The organism is Methanosphaera sp. ISO3-F5 (assembly GCF_034480035.2).
GTDB lineage: Archaea > Methanobacteriota > Methanobacteria > Methanobacteriales > Methanobacteriaceae > Methanosphaera.
This window is the reverse complement of the sequence record NZ_CP118753.2, coordinates 98,721-118,362: the sequence shown is the minus strand read 5'-3', so window position 1 is coordinate 118,362 and position 19,642 is coordinate 98,721. Positions and strand designations below refer to the sequence as shown.

20 protein-coding genes are annotated in these 19,642 nt (G+C 29.0%); 13 read left to right on the top strand and 7 right to left on the bottom strand.

All coding sequences use genetic code 11. The features are described 5' to 3' along the window. Positions 1-63: 63 nt before the first annotated feature. The 6 genes from PXD04_RS12280 (at position 64) to cca (ending at position 5,432) form a co-directional block, all read left to right on the top strand. Complete coding sequence (locus PXD04_RS12280; protein ID WP_323737170.1) at positions 64-858, top strand: 2-amino-3,7-dideoxy-D-threo-hept-6-ulosonate synthase; 795 nt, start codon at positions 64-66, stop codon at positions 856-858. A 12-nt stretch (positions 859-870) separates the two neighbouring features. After that, entirely contained in the window at positions 871-1,950 is a 1,080-nt protein-coding gene (locus PXD04_RS12275; RefSeq protein ID WP_323737169.1) for a 3-dehydroquinate synthase II, read from the top strand. 343 nt (positions 1,951-2,293) lie between these two features. Continuing rightward, positions 2,294-2,851 carry an RNA 2',3'-cyclic phosphodiesterase gene (gene thpR / locus PXD04_RS12270; protein WP_323737168.1) on the top strand — a complete coding sequence of 186 codons (558 nt, stop codon included), beginning with the start codon at positions 2,294-2,296 and terminating at the stop codon, positions 2,849-2,851. A gap of 2 nt (positions 2,852-2,853) precedes the next feature. Next, a complete protein-coding gene (locus PXD04_RS12265) occupies positions 2,854-3,408 on the top strand; it encodes a UbiX family flavin prenyltransferase (RefSeq protein ID WP_323737167.1) in 555 nt (184 codons plus the stop codon). A 36-nt stretch (positions 3,409-3,444) separates the two neighbouring features. Next, positions 3,445-4,020, top strand: a complete 576-nt coding sequence (gene cbiT / locus PXD04_RS12260; RefSeq protein WP_409988265.1) for a precorrin-6Y C5,15-methyltransferase (decarboxylating) subunit CbiT — start codon at positions 3,445-3,447, stop codon at positions 4,018-4,020. Between the two features lie 38 nt (positions 4,021-4,058). Next, on the top strand, positions 4,059-5,432 hold the full coding sequence (cca, locus tag PXD04_RS12255; protein WP_323737166.1) for a CCA tRNA nucleotidyltransferase: 1,374 nt from the start codon (positions 4,059-4,061) through the stop codon (positions 5,430-5,432). An 8-nt stretch (positions 5,433-5,440) separates the two neighbouring features. On the opposite strand, the gene priS is transcribed toward cca, so the two are convergent. Then, positions 5,441-6,412, bottom strand: coding sequence for a DNA primase catalytic subunit PriS (gene priS, locus PXD04_RS12250; RefSeq protein ID WP_323737165.1), 972 nt, complete (start codon positions 6,410-6,412; stop codon positions 5,441-5,443). Further along, the gene (locus tag PXD04_RS12245; protein WP_323737164.1) at positions 6,402-7,760 is read right to left on the bottom strand and encodes a DNA primase; all 1,359 of its coding nucleotides are present in this window, start codon (positions 7,758-7,760) and stop codon (positions 6,402-6,404) included. The genes priS and PXD04_RS12245 overlap by 11 nt, the downstream gene beginning before the upstream one ends. 182 nt (positions 7,761-7,942) lie before the next feature. On the opposite strand from PXD04_RS12245, the gene metG reads away from it, so the two are divergent. The 4 genes from metG (at position 7,943) to PXD04_RS12225 (ending at position 13,015) form a co-directional block, all read left to right on the top strand. Further along, complete coding sequence (gene metG, locus PXD04_RS12240) at positions 7,943-9,967, top strand: methionine--tRNA ligase (protein ID WP_323737163.1); 2,025 nt, start codon at positions 7,943-7,945, stop codon at positions 9,965-9,967. Then, positions 9,964-11,571 (top strand): DUF530 domain-containing protein, encoded by a 1,608-nt coding sequence (locus PXD04_RS12235; RefSeq protein ID WP_323737162.1) that lies wholly within the window; start codon positions 9,964-9,966, stop codon positions 11,569-11,571. The genes metG and PXD04_RS12235 overlap by 4 nt, the downstream gene beginning before the upstream one ends. A 4-nt stretch (positions 11,572-11,575) precedes the next feature. Continuing rightward, positions 11,576-12,061, top strand: coding sequence for a helix-turn-helix domain-containing protein (locus PXD04_RS12230; protein WP_323737161.1), 486 nt, complete (start codon positions 11,576-11,578; stop codon positions 12,059-12,061). Positions 12,062-12,133: 72 nt separating this feature from the next. Beyond that, positions 12,134-13,015 (top strand): multidrug transporter, encoded by an 882-nt coding sequence (locus PXD04_RS12225; RefSeq protein WP_323737420.1) that lies wholly within the window; start codon positions 12,134-12,136, stop codon positions 13,013-13,015. A gap of 3 nt (positions 13,016-13,018) precedes the next feature. On the opposite strand, the gene PXD04_RS12220 is transcribed toward PXD04_RS12225, so the two are convergent. Next, positions 13,019-13,489 (bottom strand): class III signal peptide-containing protein, encoded by a 471-nt coding sequence (locus PXD04_RS12220; RefSeq protein WP_323737160.1) that lies wholly within the window; start codon positions 13,487-13,489, stop codon positions 13,019-13,021. A 40-nt stretch (positions 13,490-13,529) separates the two neighbouring features. Further along, a complete protein-coding gene (locus PXD04_RS12215; RefSeq protein WP_323737159.1) occupies positions 13,530-13,910 on the bottom strand; it encodes a hypothetical protein in 381 nt (126 codons plus the stop codon). A gap of 146 nt (positions 13,911-14,056) precedes the next feature. On the opposite strand from PXD04_RS12215, the gene PXD04_RS12210 reads away from it, so the two are divergent. Further along, complete coding sequence (locus PXD04_RS12210) at positions 14,057-14,587, top strand: THUMP domain-containing protein (RefSeq protein WP_323737158.1); 531 nt, start codon at positions 14,057-14,059, stop codon at positions 14,585-14,587. A 22-nt stretch (positions 14,588-14,609) separates the two neighbouring features. Here PXD04_RS12210 and PXD04_RS12205 read toward each other — a convergent pair whose 3' ends face one another. After that, the gene (locus PXD04_RS12205) at positions 14,610-15,812 is read right to left on the bottom strand and encodes an MnmC family methyltransferase (RefSeq protein ID WP_323737157.1); all 1,203 of its coding nucleotides are present in this window, start codon (positions 15,810-15,812) and stop codon (positions 14,610-14,612) included. Positions 15,813-15,988: 176 nt separating this feature from the next. On the opposite strand from PXD04_RS12205, the gene PXD04_RS12200 reads away from it, so the two are divergent. After that, the gene (locus PXD04_RS12200) at positions 15,989-16,615 is read left to right on the top strand and encodes a hypothetical protein (RefSeq protein ID WP_323737156.1); all 627 of its coding nucleotides are present in this window, start codon (positions 15,989-15,991) and stop codon (positions 16,613-16,615) included. Positions 16,616-16,757: 142 nt separating this feature from the next. Beyond that, positions 16,758-17,966, top strand: coding sequence for an NUDIX domain-containing protein (locus PXD04_RS12195; protein WP_323737155.1), 1,209 nt, complete (start codon positions 16,758-16,760; stop codon positions 17,964-17,966). Positions 17,967-17,987: 21 nt separating this feature from the next. Here the strand turns inward: PXD04_RS12195 and PXD04_RS12190 are convergent, their stop codons facing one another. Continuing rightward, positions 17,988-18,626 (bottom strand): exopolysaccharide biosynthesis protein, encoded by a 639-nt coding sequence (locus tag PXD04_RS12190; RefSeq protein ID WP_323737154.1) that lies wholly within the window; start codon positions 18,624-18,626, stop codon positions 17,988-17,990. 76 nt (positions 18,627-18,702) lie between these two features. Continuing rightward, positions 18,703-19,641 carry a carbohydrate kinase family protein gene (locus PXD04_RS12185; RefSeq protein ID WP_323737153.1) on the bottom strand — a complete coding sequence of 313 codons (939 nt, stop codon included), beginning with the start codon at positions 19,639-19,641 and terminating at the stop codon, positions 18,703-18,705. Position 19,642: the final 1 nt, after the last annotated feature.

Here is a 19,642-nt window from a genome sequence, read left to right as displayed (position 1 = left end):
AGAAAGACAAACATAGAGTATTACAGTAAATGTTAAAAGTTAATTAATAACCAGCGTGATACAATGATAGGAAAAAAAATTAGAATTGAAAGAATAATTAATCGTAAAACCGGAAAATGTGTTATTGCACCAATGGATCATGGAATATCCGGAGGTCCAATACCAGGATTAATAAATATGTCCAAAACAATTGATTCAGTAGCTAGTGGAGGAGCAAATGCAGTATTAATGCATAAAGGTATGGTACTAAATGGTCACCGAGGATACGGTAAAGATATTGGATTAATATTACATCTATCTGCAAGTACAGATTTAAGTATAGACCCATACCACAAAGTTCAAGTAACAAGTGTAGAAAAAGCATTACAATTAGGTGCAGATGCAGTAAGTGTACATATTAACATTGGATCAGAAAAAGAACCAGAAATGTTAAAAACAACTGGAAGAATCGCAGAGGAATGTGACAAATGGGGAATGCCATTATTAGCTATGATGTACCCAAGAGGACCAAAAATAGATAATGAACACGACCCAGAAGTAGTTAAATTAGCTGCAAGAGTAGGAGCAGAATTAGGTGCAGACATCGTGAAAACAAACTATACTGGTGACCCAGATACTTTTAAAGATGTAGTTGACGGATGCCCAGTACCTGTAATCATAGCCGGTGGACCAAAAATTGAAACAGATAAACAATTACTAGAAATGGTGTATGATGCAATAGAAGTTGGTGGAGCTGGAGTAGCAATAGGAAGAAATGTATTCCAATCAAAAGATCCTGCAAAAACTACAAAAGCATTAGTGGAAATTGTTCATAACAGAATGAGTCCTGACGAAGCATTAGAAATAATTGAAAACTAAGGAAGAAAAAAAATGAAATTTGCATGGATAAGACCTACTGGAACATGGAATGACCGCAAAGATGCAATAGTAAGTGCTTTAGAATCAGGAATAGAATACATTTTAGATTCTGATAATTCAGATAGCATAAAAGAATTAGGGAATGTTAAAATAGTTTCTGATAAAGAAGATTCTGATATAATATTATTAGGCCTTAATGAAAAAATAACAGTAGCTGATGTGAAAAAAGCACAAGAAAAAGGAAAAGAAGTAGCTGCATACATCGAAATTAATAATAAGGAAGATGAATTACTAGTTTCAAAACTTGGAACCGTAGCAGATTATGTTATATTAAAAGGAAAAAATTGGAAAGTAATTCCATTAGAAAATATTATTGCAAGTCTTCAAGAACGTAACTCTAAAATCATGGTCGATGTTCCAACTTATGAAGAGGCAAAATTAGCACTTGAAACAATGGAACATGGATCAGATGGTGTTCTTCTCTCATCAAATGATGGAAATGAAATAAGAAAATTAGGTGAATTAATAGAAAAATCTTCTAAAGAAATATATGAACTTAAAGAAGCTACTATTACAAAAGTTGAAAGTGTAGGTCTTGGAGATAGAGTTTGTGTTGATACTTGTTCAATAATGGAAGTTGGGGAAGGAATGCTTATAGGTTCATTTGCTAGTGGATTATTTATGGTTCATAGTGAATCCTTAGAAAGTGAATATGTTGCATCAAGACCATTTAGAGTAAATGCTGGTGCAGTACATGCATATGTAATGACTCCTGGAAACAAGACAAGATATTTATCAGAACTTGAAGCAGGAGATGAAGTAATTACCATAAACAGTAAAGGTGAAGCTAAAACTGCAATAATTGGTCGTTCTAAAATAGAAAGAAGACCGTTAATGATGATTGAAGCTGAACATGAAGGTAAAAAAATCAGAACTTTAGTTCAAAATGCTGAAACTATTCGTTTAGTATCTGATAAAGGTGAACCAATATCTGTAGCTGATATTAAGGTAGGCGATAAGATACTAGCTTATTTCACCGATGGTGCTAGACACTTTGGAATGGCAATTGAAGAACAAATTATTGAAAAATAATTTTATCCTAAAAAGGAATACCTTTACAGGGTTGAGGATGTAACTTGAGAGTGTTTCCAAGTATGATGCAAATGTGTTAAATACTGAAAAAACTTCTTAAGAATAATAATAATAATAATTTTTTGTGAAAAAAAATTAATATATTAAAAAAAAAGGGGAACATATATTAGAACCCACGGGACATGGGGGATAGCTTGGTAAACTTAAGTTCGTTAGAACTTACAACCCAAGAATCTCCAGCTTCTACAAGATGGAGAGGTTCAATTAACCTACATTGTATTTTACTATAAAAAAAATACTTTATTTTTCTTTTTTAATCAATTTTTATATTTGAGGGTTTGTTATGCGTACTTTTTTAGCAATAGAAATAGAGGATTATATTAAAAATAAAATTAATGAAACGCAACATATTATTCAAGAAAAAGATGCTGGAAAAATTAAATATGTTGAAACAGAAAATATTCATTTAACTCTGAAATTTTTTGGTGAAATAAATGAAGACCAGTTAGATGATATTAAAAAAGCAATTAATAAAATAATTGTTAAGTATGACCAATATTCTCTTAAAGTTGTGAATTTAGGAGCGTTTCCTAATATTTATAGGCCAAGAGTTATTTGGACCGGAATTAAAGATAATAAAGTTACATCTAACCTGATCAGAGATTTAGATAATGAATTTAATAAATTAGGTTTTAGGAAAGAAAAAGAGTATGTCCCTCATATTACTATTGGAAGAGTTAAAAAGATCGAAGATAAGGAAGAATTAAGTAGTGCATTGAAACTCTTGAAAAAACGGTATCATGGCAAAATGGAAGTTAAAAAGATATGTCTTAAATCAAGTAAATTAACAAGTGATGGTCCAATTTATAAGAATATTGCTGAATTTAAATTAGGAGATTAAATATGAAAGTAGTTGTAGGTATCAGTGGTGCTAGTGGAGTAATATATGGTATAAGATTATTAGAGGAACTTAAAAAAATAAAAGCTGAAACTCATCTAATTATTTCAGCAATAGCAATGGATATTATTGAACATGAAACTAATTATTCTGTTAAATCTGTTGAAGAATTAGCGGATTATATCCATGATGAAAATGATTTGAATGCTATTGTTAATAGTGGTTCTTTCAAATTTGATACTGCCATAATTATCCCCTGCAGTATGAAAACATTATCTGCAATAAGTAATGGTTATGGTGATAATGTTATTACTCGTGTAGCTGATGTTACTTTGAAAGAAAGAAGACAATTAATAATTGTTCCAAGAGAAACACCATTACGAACTGTTCATTTAGAGAATATGGTTAAAATTAGTAAGGAAGGTGCTGTAATTTTACCTGCAATGCCTGGTTTTTATCATAATCCTGAAACAATTGATGATCAAATCAATTTTATTGTTGGTAAAATATTTGACATAATGGGTATAGACAATAATTTATTTACTAAGTGGAAACAATAGTATTAATTAGGAAATAACTACATGGGAGATATTAATATGTATTTCGATATAACACCTGATGATGAATTCATCAAAACAAAAAAAGTACCAGGACCTACAAAAGAGGAAATAAGAGCACTAGTAATCAGTAAGACAAGATTAACCGATGAAGATGTAGTAGTGGATGTTGGATGTGGAACTGGTGGATTAACTTTAGAATTTGCTAAAAGAGCTAGAAGAGTATATAGTATTGATATGAATCCAGATGCTATAAAAACCACCAGAAGTAACTTAGAAAAGTTTGGTCTTCAGAACAAGGTCGATCTTATAGAAAATGAAGGTCTTGCAGCTTTAGATGATATTGAAGATTTTACTAAACTTATGATTGGAGGCAGTGGAGGAAATATCGATAACATAATTGAAACAGGTTATCTTAAGCTTCCTGTTGGTGGAAGGATAATTATCACATCAATAGTTCTTGAAACTGCAACTGATGCTGTGCATATGCTTAAGGAATTAGGTGCAGAACCAGAAGTTGTTACATTAAACGTTTCACGTGGAACAATATTAGATCGTGGAGTTATGATGAAAGCATTAAATCCTATTACCATAGTTAGTGCTAAAAAAATATAATCTCCCCTCCAAAATTATTTTTTAAACTATTTTTTCTGGTGATAGAAATTTACAACGAAATATTAAAAGATATAGAACCCTCCCTCGAAGATAGACAGAACGTTATTGAATTCTCCAATAAATTAATTAAAATAATAATGGATTATTCTAAAAGTAAAAATATTAATATTAAGTGCAGATTAGTTGGTTCAATGGCTAAGAACACATCATTAATGGGAAAATCAGATATTGATATTTTCATGACATTTCCCCTATCTTATCCTGAAGAAGAATTGAAAAGTTATGGTTTAGAGTTTGGAGAATACTGTATAAAAAAAGTGGGTGGAACATCGGAGGTCCGATATGCTTCACACCCTTATACTACTGGATTAATTGATGGTTTTGAAGTGGATTTTGTTCCATGTTACCAAATTAAAGATTCAAGCGAACTGAAATCTGCTGTTGATAGAACAATATTACATACAGATTATATTCAAAGCCACATGACTGAAGAAGAAACAAGACAAGTATTACTTTTAAAAAAATTCATGACCTCAATAAATACTTATGGAGCAAATTACAAAGTTAGTGGTTTTTCCGGATATCTATGTGAATTATTAATCCTAAAATACCATAGTTTTGATAGGATTATTGAAGAAGCAGCAAATAATTGGCATAACAGATATGAAATTGATTTAGAAGAATACGGGACAAGTAATAATTTTAAGGATCCATTAATAGTAATTGACCCTACTGATAAAAACAGGAATGTAGCAGCCGCATTATCATTACAAAAATTTTCAGAATTTATTATTGCATGCCGAAATTACCTATCTGACCCTAAAATGGAATATTTCCAAAACAGGAAAATTCATATAACACGCGAAGAGCTAATAACTGAATTCACAAAGAGAGGGACTAAATGTTATGTTTTATCATTTAATGTACCTGAATTACCTGATGATGTAATTTATCCTCAGATAAATAAGACTATGAATTCATTCATTAAAGTTTCAGAAATGTATGATTTCAGAATTATTGAAAATAATTACTACATTAACTCAGATAATGAAGCAAGAATAATATTAGAATATGACAATGATGAAGTATCAAACATTAAAATACATAAGGGACCACAAATCAAATATAAAGAGAATGGAATGAATTTTAAAAATAAATATTCTAATGCATATATCCGTGAGGATAAATGGATTTCAGTTTCAGAAAGAAAGTATAAAAATGTGCCAGAAATGGTTGATAACATAGTTAAAAAAGAGAATAGAAGTATTTTAAAATTAGGAAAAAATGTTAAAGATGAAATTACTGGAAACTATTCATTAAATACCGTGTTTGAAGTAATAGATCAAGAAAACCCTGAGGATTATGAAGAGTTGTTTATGCACATTTATCCTGATTATAAGCTAAGAAGATAATTTAATAATTATTTTCTTTCATACACAAATTTTGGTACTGCATCATCAAATGGATCAAATGTTTCTATATTTTTAATTAATGTTGATTTCATACTTACTTTTGAGTGTAATGTTGATGGTAGTCTCAGTATACGTTTTAAGTCTATGGATACTTTAGTATCCGTGATGTTCATGTTTATTCTTGCAACTGCACTGATTACTTTATTAATACGTCGTGGCCCGATTTGTGTTCTGAATGCTCCCCAACTATCTTCTTCTAGGAAATGTCTATATTTTAGAACATCATTTAATAATTTTTTATTAACATTATCCAATTGGGATTTTTTTGTTAAGTGAAGAATTGTGTACTTGGACCATTTTGTAAAATTTCTTGAATAACCATAGGGTATGATGAAGTGTTGTAGGTTATTGAAGCCTAATGAGTTTGTTAAATCCGGTTCTTTTGCTCCTATTACATATTGTACTATTTGTCCTCTAAGTTCACTTGATGCTTCCATTATGCTTTCATCAAGTACTCTTACGTGATATCCTCTACCGGAATAAATCATGTTGATATTTTTAAGTCCCATTTCACCTTTTAATACGTCTTTAATCATTAACACTATTTCTTTAGCTTGACTTAGACATATGTCACATACTTGTCCTTCTTCACAGTCACATGTTCTTATTGGCACGTCTTTTGCATCTACATCAAAAACTAGTTCTGATTTTTGCCATCCTTTTCTTTGTTTAGGATTATTATAGAATGCTACTGAACAATATGATGCGAATGGTTGTTTTGCTTTGATGAAACGTTTTAATCTTAAAGGATCTTGGAATGTTTTATACCTGTCATTAGGTCCTTGTCCAAAATGGTCAAAACCAAACTCTCTGCTGGTTAAGGAGTCTAAGACAAAGTCTGGTACATCATTCACATCCCATTCTTCCCTATAGAATAGTTTTCGTTCATAATTAGATGCAGGTTTTAATTCAATCTCCATTATTTTTCACCTGCCCCATTTTGTTATCTTTTTTCATAAGTCTTCTTTTTCTATTGTAATATGTTATTGGATTTCCAATTTTTTTACAATCTACATTAGGTGTGCATAAGTTTGGCATGTGTAATTTAATTTTTTCACAACTCATCGGAGTGTACCATTGTGTTTCTCCTTCATGATCAAGTTTTAATTCATTATGCATTCCAAAGCCTAATTTGGAGTTGATGTTTATTTTTTCTTGTGGTTGATCCTTGAATAATGGTGGACTACATGCTTGTGCTGCTTCATATATTAGGGGTATGATTTCGTTGTGTGTTATTTCTAGTGAAGGGTCTACATCAGATATTTTCATGTTTTGTTCTTGTTTTGAAAATATTGATGGGCATAATCTTGAATAGGATATGAATGGTGTTAGAAAAAGTACTATTGCATCGTTTCGGCCACCACTTTTTATTCCTTGCATACATTTTCGTACACATGGCGGAAATGCTTCCATTTCATAGTTTACTGGTTGATCATCAACATAATTTACTCCACCTTGTGAAGCATATTTCTTGGATTGTGCTTCTTGTTGAACTTCTTTAATGTTTTCTGCTAATTCTATTAGTAATGGGTTAGGTTCAACCATTCTTTTTGACATTTCATAAACGTTTTCTATGTATTTTTTTGTATTGTATCTTATTAGGTTTAGTAATATTTTTGATTTAATTTTTGTTCCTGCAGTTACTTCATACATTGTCCTTGGATCCCTGTTATGGATTAAATGTCCATATTCTTCTATGAAATCTTCATATTCAAGGATTATTTTTCCATTTGATAGTAATAATTCGTTTAAATCTAGTTTTCCTAGATCAAATATTTCTTTTAAATCTGTCCAGTATAAGTTGTTTGTATCTATTAATTGATTTAATGTTTTTCGTAGAAATGTTGCTTGAAAATCGTTTGATTCAGATTTTAAAATTTCTAATCTTTGAGAAATTATGTCTTCCTCACAGTCTAATATGAGTCGGGCTTCATGACTGTCTGGCCCATATTTTATTGCTACTGCTTGACATAGCAGGTAGAATGCCACTATATCATATTCGTATATGTCTGGATTAAATAGGTACTCATATTTTTTTTCGTTGGATTCTGATGATTTTCTGAATAGGAACCATCCATATCTTGCTAGGGCTAATTCTTTTATTGTTTCGGGTAGTGTTCGAGGGTCGCTTAAGTTTTGACCTCTTGTGTGATTAACTATGTTACTTAGTGAAGTGTTTGGTTGATTGAGCTTTTCTACTTGACCCAGTTTACTGACTATTTCTTTAGCATCATTACTAAATGGATTTATGTAAGGAGTTTTTATCATGATATTATAATATCTATATTCTATACACTAATATATTTTAGAAATATGACCAAATTACTTCAACCAAAATTTTTAGAAAATATAGCAAAATAGATAAGATATCTAAAACAAAAATATTAACATCATAAATTAAAATTATATTTAATTTTTATTAATTATGAAAAAACGGAGGCTAAACTTATATGAGTAAACTATTTATCTCTTGTGCATTACCTTATGCAAATGGTCCATGCCATCTAGGACATTTACGTTCCACTTATATTCCTGCAGATATTTATGCCAGATACAATCGTATGAATGGCGTAGATACTGTGATGGTATGTTCAACTGATGAACATGGAACGCCAATAGCTGTAAGAGCTGAACAAGAAAACATTAGTCCTAAGGATATTACAGATAAATACCATGAATTAATTGGTAATGATTTAAAAGCTTGTAACATATCATTAGATAGTTTTAGAAGAACTACTGATAAAAATCATTACAGAATGGCTCAAGAATTTTTTAAAACATTATACGATCAAGGATATATTTATGAAAAAACAATAGACCAACTTTTTTGTGATAATTGTCAAAGAAGTTTACCTGATCGATATGTGGAAGGAACTTGTCCTCATTGTGAAAGTGAAGGGGCAAGAGGGGATCAATGTGAAGTATGTGGACGTCACTTAGACCCTACAGAACTTGTAGAACCACATTGCCTAATATGTGATGGAACACCTCATGTTCAACAGTCAAAACAGTACTATTTTAAACTTCATGAATTTGAAGAACCATTGAAAGAATGGTTAAACAATAATACTAAATTACCAAAGAATGTTAAAAACTTTGCAAGAGAATGGGTTAATGAAGGTCTTAAAGATTGGATTATGACTCGTGACATGACTTGGGGTATTCCAGTACCACTTGATTCAGCTACTGGAAAAGTTTTGTACGTTTGGGCAGAAGCATTTATTGGATATCAGTCTTCGGCAGAAACATGGGCATTAAAACATGATTTAGATTGGAAGGAATACTGGGATGATAAAACTGTTCATTTTATTGGTAAAGACATAATTTATCATCATACCATATTTTGGCCTAGTATGCTTATGGGAAGAAACTGGAAATTACCTTATTCAGTTATAGGTGGTGGATACTTGTCATTAGAAGGACGTAAAATGTCTACCAGTAAAGGATGGGTAATTTGGGTTAAAGACTTCCTAGACAAATTTGACAGTGATTTGTTAAGATATTATATGGTAATTAATGCTCCTCTTAATAAGGATACTGATTTCTCCTGGGATGACTTCCAGAGAAGAATAAATAATGAATTAACTGATAATCTTGGAAACTTTATTCATAGAACATTCACATTTACTAATAAATTTTTTGAAGGTAAAATACCGGAACCTGGAGAATATACTGAAGAGGATCGTGTATTTGAAACTAGAATTAAGGAATTACCTGACAAAGTAGCAAAATGTATTGAAGAATTTGAATTCCGTGATGGATTACAGGAAATTATGACCTTAACTAAAGAGGCAAACAAATATTTTAATGATAAAAAACCTTGGAAAGCTGTTAAAGAAGATGAAGGTAGTGCTAAAACCTGCTTATACTTATCTAATCAATTAGTTCATGAGTTAGCTATCTTATTAACACCATATGTTCCTGAAACAGCACAGAAAATAAGGGAAATTATAGGTATGCCTACCGAAAATGTTACTGGATTTATGAACTTTGAAGACAGAACCCCATTAGTTAATTGGAATGAATCAAAAGAATTTTTAGAAGCAGGACATGAGATTAAAAAAGCAAAACCATTATTTGCTAAAATAGAAGATAAAATAATTGAAGAAGAAAAAAGTAAATTATATTCAATTGAAGAAAATGAAGAAGAAGAGGATAGTATGAGTGATCTGATTAGTATTGATGAATTTGGAAGAGTAGATTTAGTTGTTGGACAAATTAAAGAAGCAGAAAGAATTGAAGGTTCTAAAAATTTACTTAAATTACAAGTTGATTTAGGAGAAGAAATAAGACAAGTTGTTGCAGGTCTTGCAAAAAGATATGAACCAGAAGAACTTATTGATAGAAAAGTTATTGTAGTTGCAAATCTTCAACCAGCAAAATTGTTTGGTGTCCAATCAAATGGTATGTTATTAGCTACGGATAGTATGGAATTATTGACCACAGAAGGAAATGTTGGTGAACATATAAAATGAGCGAAACCTTAGTGACACAGAGTGAGAAGTTTCTTAAAAAGATTCAATATAAACCAATAATTGCTGAAAGTATTGAAGATTTTGATAGTTTTATTGAAATTTACACTTATTTAAAAACGAATCTTGAAGAATTACAAAACCTTAGGAATAAAATGGAAATAAGAGGTTTTACTTCTCCATATAGTGCTTTAAAAAGATTTGGTAAAGGAGGAAATAATAGTCCTGAAATTATTCCAGATGATGTGCATGATCAATCTAGACATGCACAATATTTCCGTATTAAAGCTTCAAATAAGAAAAACATATTAGACCAAGTCAAGTCTGCTATTGCATCCCACAAAATAGCAATAGGTCACTTAGAGGAATATGCTACTATAACCTGTAAAAAATGTGGACAAAATTATAAGAAAAATATTATTGAAAATATTTTAAAGTTTGATGATGATTATAAGATAGAAAAAATACAGTGCGACTGTTCATCCGAAGATTTTGAAATACATCCAAATAATAGTGGAATTTGTAGATTAGAACTTATAAAATATTTACCTCTCGGAGGAGAATATTTATTAAAAAGATCACAGTTAACCAAATACAGCCTTGAAGCATATAGAAGCATAATTAAAGTTATGAAACAAGAAAAAAGAGGTTTAGTAAAAAGTGTTACTGTGATTGCTAAAGTAAAAGATAAAAAAACAAACAAATGGATTAGTAAGAAAGCAAATATTGATTATGCTGATGAATCCAATTATGAATTAGAATTACGAAAAAGATACGGTCCAAACGCACGGATAGAGTTATTGCAATTTAATCATAAGAAACCATCCTTGATTAATGACAAATATGTACAAAATGCACTGGCTATAGCCTATTTGCAGTATTCAGAGAATATTGTTAACCAGAATATTGATGAGATTATTCCATCACATATTCGTAATATGGACAAAATTAATACTTATCGTAAAATCATAGAAGAAGCACGTAATGATGCTAGTAAATTAGCAAGAGAAGCTGATGAACGTATTGAATTAGAAGAAGAATTAAAATATATAAAATTAAAAAAGAATAATTTAATGAATAAAGATAGAGTTTTAGATAGAGAATTAAGAGAAGATCTTAACAAAAAAGTTTCTATCAAGAAGCATTTTTATATGGAAACTCCTAAAACATTGATTTTATGGGATATTTTCAAATATTATTTGACAACTACTGAGAGTAGACGAAACAATTATTCAGGTCCATTCCCTAATCTTAGACCTAATTTAGATTCGAATCAGATAAAAGTTTTTGAATATGTGTTCCCAAAAGATGTTGTTAATCTTTTAATAGATAATAATGAAAATGTTGATTCATTAGCCAATATGAAAGAAACTATTCAATACAAATCTGAACTTGAAACAAAAATAAAGAAATTACATTTGAAACCAAATCAAGAAGCAATTGGTGCAGTTGCAATACATAATAAATGTAATTTATCTTTGAATAAATCTGCGGAATTGTTACATGTTGATCCTAAAGAGGCTGTTAAAGAGAAAAATGCACTTAACAAAATTGAAAAACCTACCACGAAGAAAGCGAAGAAATTCTTAGAATTAATTAATAAGTGATTTTATGAGTTCAAAAGTACATGTGACTAAACCACTATCATCTAAATTAATCATTGAACTGCTAGATGAAAATCCGGATCTTGAAGAAATTAATTGTCCTTTAAGTTTATATGAACGAACTTCAGAAATTTATTTGGATGCTTTAGCAGAATTAGGTGTTGTAATAAATATAATAGAAAGTAGAGGTCGACCTAAAAAGTATGATGATGATTTAAAGGAAAAAATAGATGAAATGTTAGATTCAGGATTAAGTGTTAAAACTATTGCATCTAAATTAAATATTAGTAGTAAAACAGTTTATTATTTAAAGAAAAATAAATTAAAACAAGGTCCTAAATCAAAGTATTCGAATAAAACCAAAAAGGAAATTTTTGATATGAGGAATGATGGTGTTCCTGTGAAAAAAATATCTGAAAAAATGAACATACCTATTAGAACAATTTATTATATTCTTAAAAATAATGAGAATCTGAATGAAGAGGTGAATTAATTGAATTCAACAGAATTGTTATTGACTTCAGGATTCTGTGGATTGATAGCTTTTTTAGTTACTTTTTTAGCTATGCCTTCTTTAATTAGAAGATTGAAAAATGCGGATATTGTTGGTAAAGATATTCATAAATTAACCAAGCCTGAAGTTGCAGAGATGGGTGGTATTGGTATCCTATTTGGATTTGCTATAGCTATTATGGTTGGTGTTTATTTATGTCCTGAATGGAAGTCACAGTTAACTATTACGCTTATAGTAATCTTACTTACTGGTATTATAGGCATAGTTGATGATTTAATTATGTTATCCTCTAAAGAAAAGTTAATTTTGTTATGGATAGCTGGTTTGCCAATAATGTGGGTTACTCCACCTAATGTTAGTGTTATTTACATGTTGAGTATTCCTATTGCTGTTTCTGTAGCTTCTAATTTAACAAATATGTTAGCTGGTTTGAATGGTATAGAGACTGGTCTTGGTATTATTGCTTTAACTTCGTTAACTTTTTCATGTGTTATTATGAATAAGTTTGATGTTGCTATAATATCTTTTTCAATGTTAGGTGCTTTGATTGCATTTTTATTCTTTAATAAGTATCCTGCTAATGTGTTTCCGGGTGATGTTGGAACTTTAATTATAGGTGCTTGTATTGCAATTATTGCATTTATTGGTAGGGTTAAAATTATTGCATTTATAGTTTTGTTACCTAATATTATTGATGGTCTGCTTAAATTTTATAGTGCTGGTGTTATGGAACGTCAAAACTTTAAGCCGACTCAGGTTGATGATGATGGTAAGCTTATTGCACCTTCTGGTGGGTTTAACTCATTGATTAGATCTATATTGAAAAAGCCTATGAAAGAAAAGGATGTTGTTCATATTATATGGATTATTGGAATTGTATTTGGTATTATAGGTATTTTAGTTGCTTATTTTGCTAGAGGCAATTTAATTTAATCTTCACCTCCATTTTACTGTTTTTGTTATGATTTTATGTTTGTTTATTTGAATATTTTCGTAGTATAAATCATTGTTTTTTATATCGAATGTTTCGGAAATTGTTTTTCTTATGTAGTAGTTTACTCTTGAGCCTATTATGTTTTTTTCATTGTTGTTTAGGTAAGTGTTGCTATGTAGTACTGTTTGGATTTGTATTTCATTGTTTTTTTCTGACATGTTTATTTCGATTACTTTTATTTCTGTTGGATTTGTTAGTTTTGGATAATTATTTTGATAATTATTGAATGTGTCATTGTAATACATTGCATAAGCGTTTTTGTCTACTCCTATTTGTGCTCCTATTTGTGCTGTGGTTAGTATTGTGTTTTTTTCTGTTTCTTCTATTATTGTGTTTGTTGTGAATATTAGGATTATGATTAATATTGATGAAAACAAAATGTATTCTAGTGTGATTTGTCCTTTGTTATTCATATAGATCTTCCTGTTTTTTTAATTATTTTGGGTTTTTATTTTAATTATCTTGTATTATTTCAACTGTATCATTATTATTGGTAAATTCATATATATTTCCTGGTTCTAAATAGTATTGTTTTTGTTTTATTATGTTGGGAAGTATTTTAGAATAGGTTAATTGGTAATGTGAATTTACAAAAACTCCTGTATCATTTATTATAAGGATATATGTTTCTTTATTAATTTTAGGGGGTAAATGATATTTTATTGAATATCCATTCCCCGCTTGGTGAACTTGTATTATAATTTCTTTTATATCGTTTGTGATTATTCGTGACTCTTTTCGATTTTCAGTTTCGTCTATTGATGAAAATTCTGTCATTGTTATTGATGAAATGTATGTAAATATAATTAATAAAATGATTAATGATATTATCATTTCAATATTAAATATTCCTTTTGAATCCATATTTTATATTAATTTTTTAATTATATAAATATTTTAATAAAAAGTATTATATATGATAAAATTTAAATTTAATATTGAAAAAAATATACATTGTTTAAGGAGTGAAGATTGATATTATGAAATTAAAAAAACAAAACAATAAAGAATTACTAATAAAATTTAAACAAACACCCAACCCTAAAGAATTAGATGACATGCTAACACAATTTGAAAACAACATGAACAAAAAACACCACAAATACTTCCTAAAAGAATCAGAAAACCCCTTCATATACTTCCTAGAATACTCCAAACCAGAAGAACTAATGAAAGAATTAGAAATTAAAGAAGAATACAAAATAACACCCGTAACCTGTGTTATGAGCAATATGAATTATATTACAGCAACAATACTAAGAAAAATAAGACACAAAATTTGTTACCAAGACACATTCAAAGTAAACTGTTATATAAATTCATATACAACACCAGAAACCAAAGAAAAAATAGAAGAAGAATTAACTGCCAGACTAAAAAACTTAATGCACCTAGAAAAAGATTTAATAAAACCAGTATGGACAATAGAAATATACATAGTAGGTGATATAACAGGAATAAATATCATCTCAAAAAAACAGAACAGAACAAACGATAAAATATGGACATAATAAAAATAGGTAAATCCTATTTTTAATTTTTAGATAACAACAACTCAAGATTTTCCTTCAAAGCCAAAATCTGATCCCTACTAGGTAAACTAGTATCCACATTCAACATAGAAACAATTCTCTCATCATTAATAGCATTAAAACCCATTTTCTGCACATAACCATTTAATTTAGCTCTTAACGAATCATCCTCAATATCATCCGGATTTAAACCTAAATAACGAGGCAATTTATTTGAAGAAGGAAACATTGTAATTGCCCTACAAGTTTTTCGCTGATTTTGTCTTCTTTCCAATATAGTTAAATAATCACTACTTAAATCAGGATCAATAAACGGAATTCCAACATCACTCAAAGCAATAACTTTAATATCACTAAATGACAACGGAGTATCTATAGCATCTGCAGACCTAGAAGCAACTGTACCCCCACTTCTATGAACCCTTGGACCTTCACCTACATGCAATCCTGCCTCTATTAACCCACTTCTTACAGGACTAGCTGCAGTATAAGTTAATATTAGAGCATCAGGTGTTAATAACTCTTTTAATTTTGTGAAAAAATCCACAGAATACAATTCAGGACATTTTGCTGGACTGAACGGATCTAAAAATACAGCATCATACTCTTTATCATAACAATTCCTTACAAAATCCCTTGCATCACAAACATTAATATTTAATTTAACATTAGAAGGAAGAGTACTTAACACCTTATTAAAGTGTAAATATCCCTTTTCAATGAGATAAGACTCTATTGCTTTTTTCACATAACTATGAGACTCACAAATATCAGGAATAAATAAAGTTGTAGCTATCGTTTCTAAAGAAGATTCAACCATGTCCACTTCAATTTGAACATCACAATCTTTCAGATAATCCAATAATGCTGAAACATTATATCCAATACCACTACATATATCTAAAACTTTAATCACTGTACTTTTTTCAGCTTTTTCTAATAATTTTGAAGGTATAACAAATTTTTCAAATGCTTCCGTCCTAGCACCAAATTTACTGTGTAATGTTTCTGATTCTTCATTTCTTTCATCAGAAGTTAAAGTAAAAGAACCATCCTCAGTTCTTATTAAAAATCCCGCTATCTCATCCTTAAATAATTCTCTTGCATCTTTATGTCCATTTGCTTCTAATTCAAAAACTTCTTGTATGATTTTTTTATGCTGAGAATTAATTTCAAGTCTTGATGATTCATCTTCATTATTCATATATACACCATATAGAAACAAAAATAATTTCAATAAAAAAATATTATTCCTTAATTTATATAACTATATATTAATTATTACTTTCAAAGATAATAAATATTTATTAAGAAAAGTTTATTATCCCAAAAAAATTTACTATAAATTAACAAAGATAATAATAGAATACGGTGGTAAAAATGAATAAAAAAATTATAGGAGCAATTATTGCATTAATTATTATAGTTATTGCAGGATACACATTTTTCTATGCACCTTATCAAGATAATGTATTATCCGAAAAATATAATGCAAGTTTACAAAATGCAAGCAATATTGAAAAAAATATAGTAACAGCAACAGAAAAATTTAACAACCAAAACAGTACTGACGTTGATGTACTGATTAACACAATAAATAACGAAGTAACACCTAAATATTCTGAGGAAATAACTGTATTGAATGAAACAGTTAATTATGCAAACAATAATCAAACAAAAATAAATTACATAAATAACCAAACAAAACGGTTAGAATTAGAATCTAAAAGTTTAAATGCTACTGTAACTATGTTAAATGCTATTTCACAATACGTTAAAGGTGAAAAAAGTGGAGAAGATGCTCAAAGTTCAATTAATAGAGCTAACATAGAAATGGAAGATAGTGCCAAAGAATTAGAAAACATTAATGAGAACATTAAACAATTATTAAAAGATAATCCTGATTTAAACCAAACATTACATGGTCTTAATTTAGAAAAACCATTTTATGGAGAACAACGTACACTACAAACTCCAAATGTAGCTAATAACACTACCTCAGTATAATTTCTCCCCCATTTTACCAATTTTTTTCTAACTTTTTTTCTAAAAAATAATAATAATAAGTTTAAATAAAATAAATTATATCTATAGATTAGTTAATATAATGTTTAATTAGAATAATTTAATAAAAAAAGGATGTTGGAGAATGAAAACATTTAAGATGTATGTGAAAACAGTCATTTATAATGAACAGGGAAATATTCTTCTTTTAAATAAAAAAAGAATAAATAAAAAACCTAGTTGGGATTTACCTGGATCTTCATTTACTGAAGAAGAAAGTTTTGATGAAACCATAATAAATAACGTTCAAAAAGAAATTGGTTACTACGTATATCCCGGAAAAATAATAGGCATATCCGATTACTCAAATAAAAACGAGAAGGAAGTAAATGTAATAATGGAAGGAAGTATTCTTAATGGAGATTTATTATTATCCAAAGAATATGAAACACACACTTGGGTACCATTAGAGAGAATGACCGATTATCCATTAGCACCATGGTTAAAAAATTATTTCAAGGATAATAAAAATCCATTCCATGATGTTGAAATAGAAATAGAAGAAATTAACACTAAAAACCAAAGAAGACGAGAATTAATTCAGGAAGATGTGAAAATTAATAATACCTCTGAAAATAATTCTAAAAAAATAAACGAGAGTATTAAAAGTTCATTCGGATTATTAAAAGATACAATAATCAGAACATTCCATCCACAAGAGGCAAAAGTTAAACAAACACAGCCTAAACCTAATCAGATACATCAAGAAAACAAAATTGAAGATGAAAAAGATAGTTTCACAAATAAAATAAACCTTAACTTTAAACGGGAAAAAGAGGAATATATTGAAAAACCTACCAATGATGAAAATGAGATTATAATAGAACACAATGAAAATAACATCATAATAGAACATAACAATGATGATAATAAAATTGATCAAAAATCAAATGATGACATCATAATTGATCAAAAATCCAACGAAGATATTATAATTGAAGACAATATCATTAAAGATCCTGTTCCTCTAACAAAGAATATTCCAACACCGAATACTAGGAACAAGAAAATATTCGATATGAATATAAACAGACAAGAAAATATGAAAAATAGTGTGAAAAAAATAAAAAAAGTTATTAAAAACACTAAAACAAATGTGGAACCAAAAATTAAAATCATTAATGAAAACGATAAGATACCACGTATCAGAAAAGAAAAAGAATCAACAGAAAAAGTAAGTTTTAATTCAGAAAACATTAAGAATGGATGGAAAGAAAGGTTAAACAGAATAAACCGTACTGATGCAAACAATGTTAAGAAAGAAGCTCCTCGCCCTAAAGGACAAAGAAAATAACTTTGTCCCAACATCCCTTTTTTAAATAACCGACAATATGTAATTAATTGTTAATTTAATTATTTCAATACCAATATACCCTACTGAGATAAAATAGAGCATAGTTAAAAAACCTGCTATAAAACCTAAAATCATCAGATAGGAATCTTTTTCTAAAATACTCAAGGAAAGCATTAATATTGATAATGCTGGAGTGAAGTCTGTGAAAGGAATAGGTAACGGTAAGAATAATAATAAAGCAAGTATTATGGTCATCAATCCATTCGCTATTACAGCATATTTCTTCTTATATAAACTTCCCCTAGGTTTTGATATTTTTTCCAGATATCCAAAAACTTTTTCCAATACTTCAAATAATTTTAAAACATTTGTTTTAGATATTTCATATTTTCCTATGAAATTAGGGATGTAAATAGGTTTATTTCTTAGAAATGATATTTCTAATAATATTATTAAAATTCCAAAGGGTGTACTGCTTCCAGGAATAGATACCGGAATTAAAAATGGAGCAAGCAATATTATTATAAAAAATTGTACTCCTTCAGTAGATAATATCTTTGTTAATTCATTTAGAGTTAGATTTCCTGAGGGTAATTTTTTTTGGATTTCTTTTAAATTTTTTGATGTTGTAAGAGAATTTTCGTTTAATCTTTCTGTCATAATATCAATTAAAAAAAATAATAATATGAAAATTTTTAATATTTAATTGGTTTTTCATTTTATGTATCTTAAAACATTAATCTTTAAGGCTTTGTATAATTTCGGATAGATTAATATCTTTAATATATGGTATTGCTTCGGTAGCTCCGGTCTGTGTTGTAGATTGTGCTGCTATATAACTTCCTATTATCCCAGATTTTTCGAGTGAATAATCGTTTATGTATCCATATAAAAATCCTGCATTGTATGCATCACCCGCACCTGTAGTGTCAACTGCGTTAACTTCAAATATTTTAATGTTGTATTCTTCGTCTTGTTTTTTAATAAATGAACCTTTTGTGGAACGTTTAACAACTAATATTTCTACTTTTGGAGCTACTTGTTCTACGGCTTTTTTGAATTCTGTTTCGCCTGTTGCTAATAAGAGTTCTGTTTCGTTTATTAATAAAATATCTGTGTAAGATATTAGTTTATCCATGAATTCTTTTCCCTTATTTACATATAACATTCCAGGATCAAATGATATTTTAATTTTTGAATCCAATTCATCAAGTAATTCAAATTGTGTGTTTATTGATGGGTCTTCAGGGTTTAAACCTACAAATGATGTTAAATGTAACACTTTGGTGTTTAACAAGTAGTCTCTTTTTATGTCTTTGTTCGATATTTTATCGTTGATTTTTGGAGTCACGTAAAGTTTACGATTTCCTTCATCATCTACAAAGCCTATTACTTCACCTGTTTCTCCTTCTGATTCTATTAAATGATCAGTGTTTACATTATTTGATTCTAGATAGTTTTTCATCATTTTTCCATTAGAATCAGTACCAATTTTTCCAATATATCCAGTGTTTAATCCTAGTTTTGCCATTCCAATTATTGTGTTGGATGCAGATCCTCCACATGATTTTGTTTCATTGTATATGAATGTTTCTCCATCAGTTGGTGCAAATTCATTTACTTGGCATAAACGGTCTATGTTTAATGCGCCCCATCCTATTATATCAAATGTCATT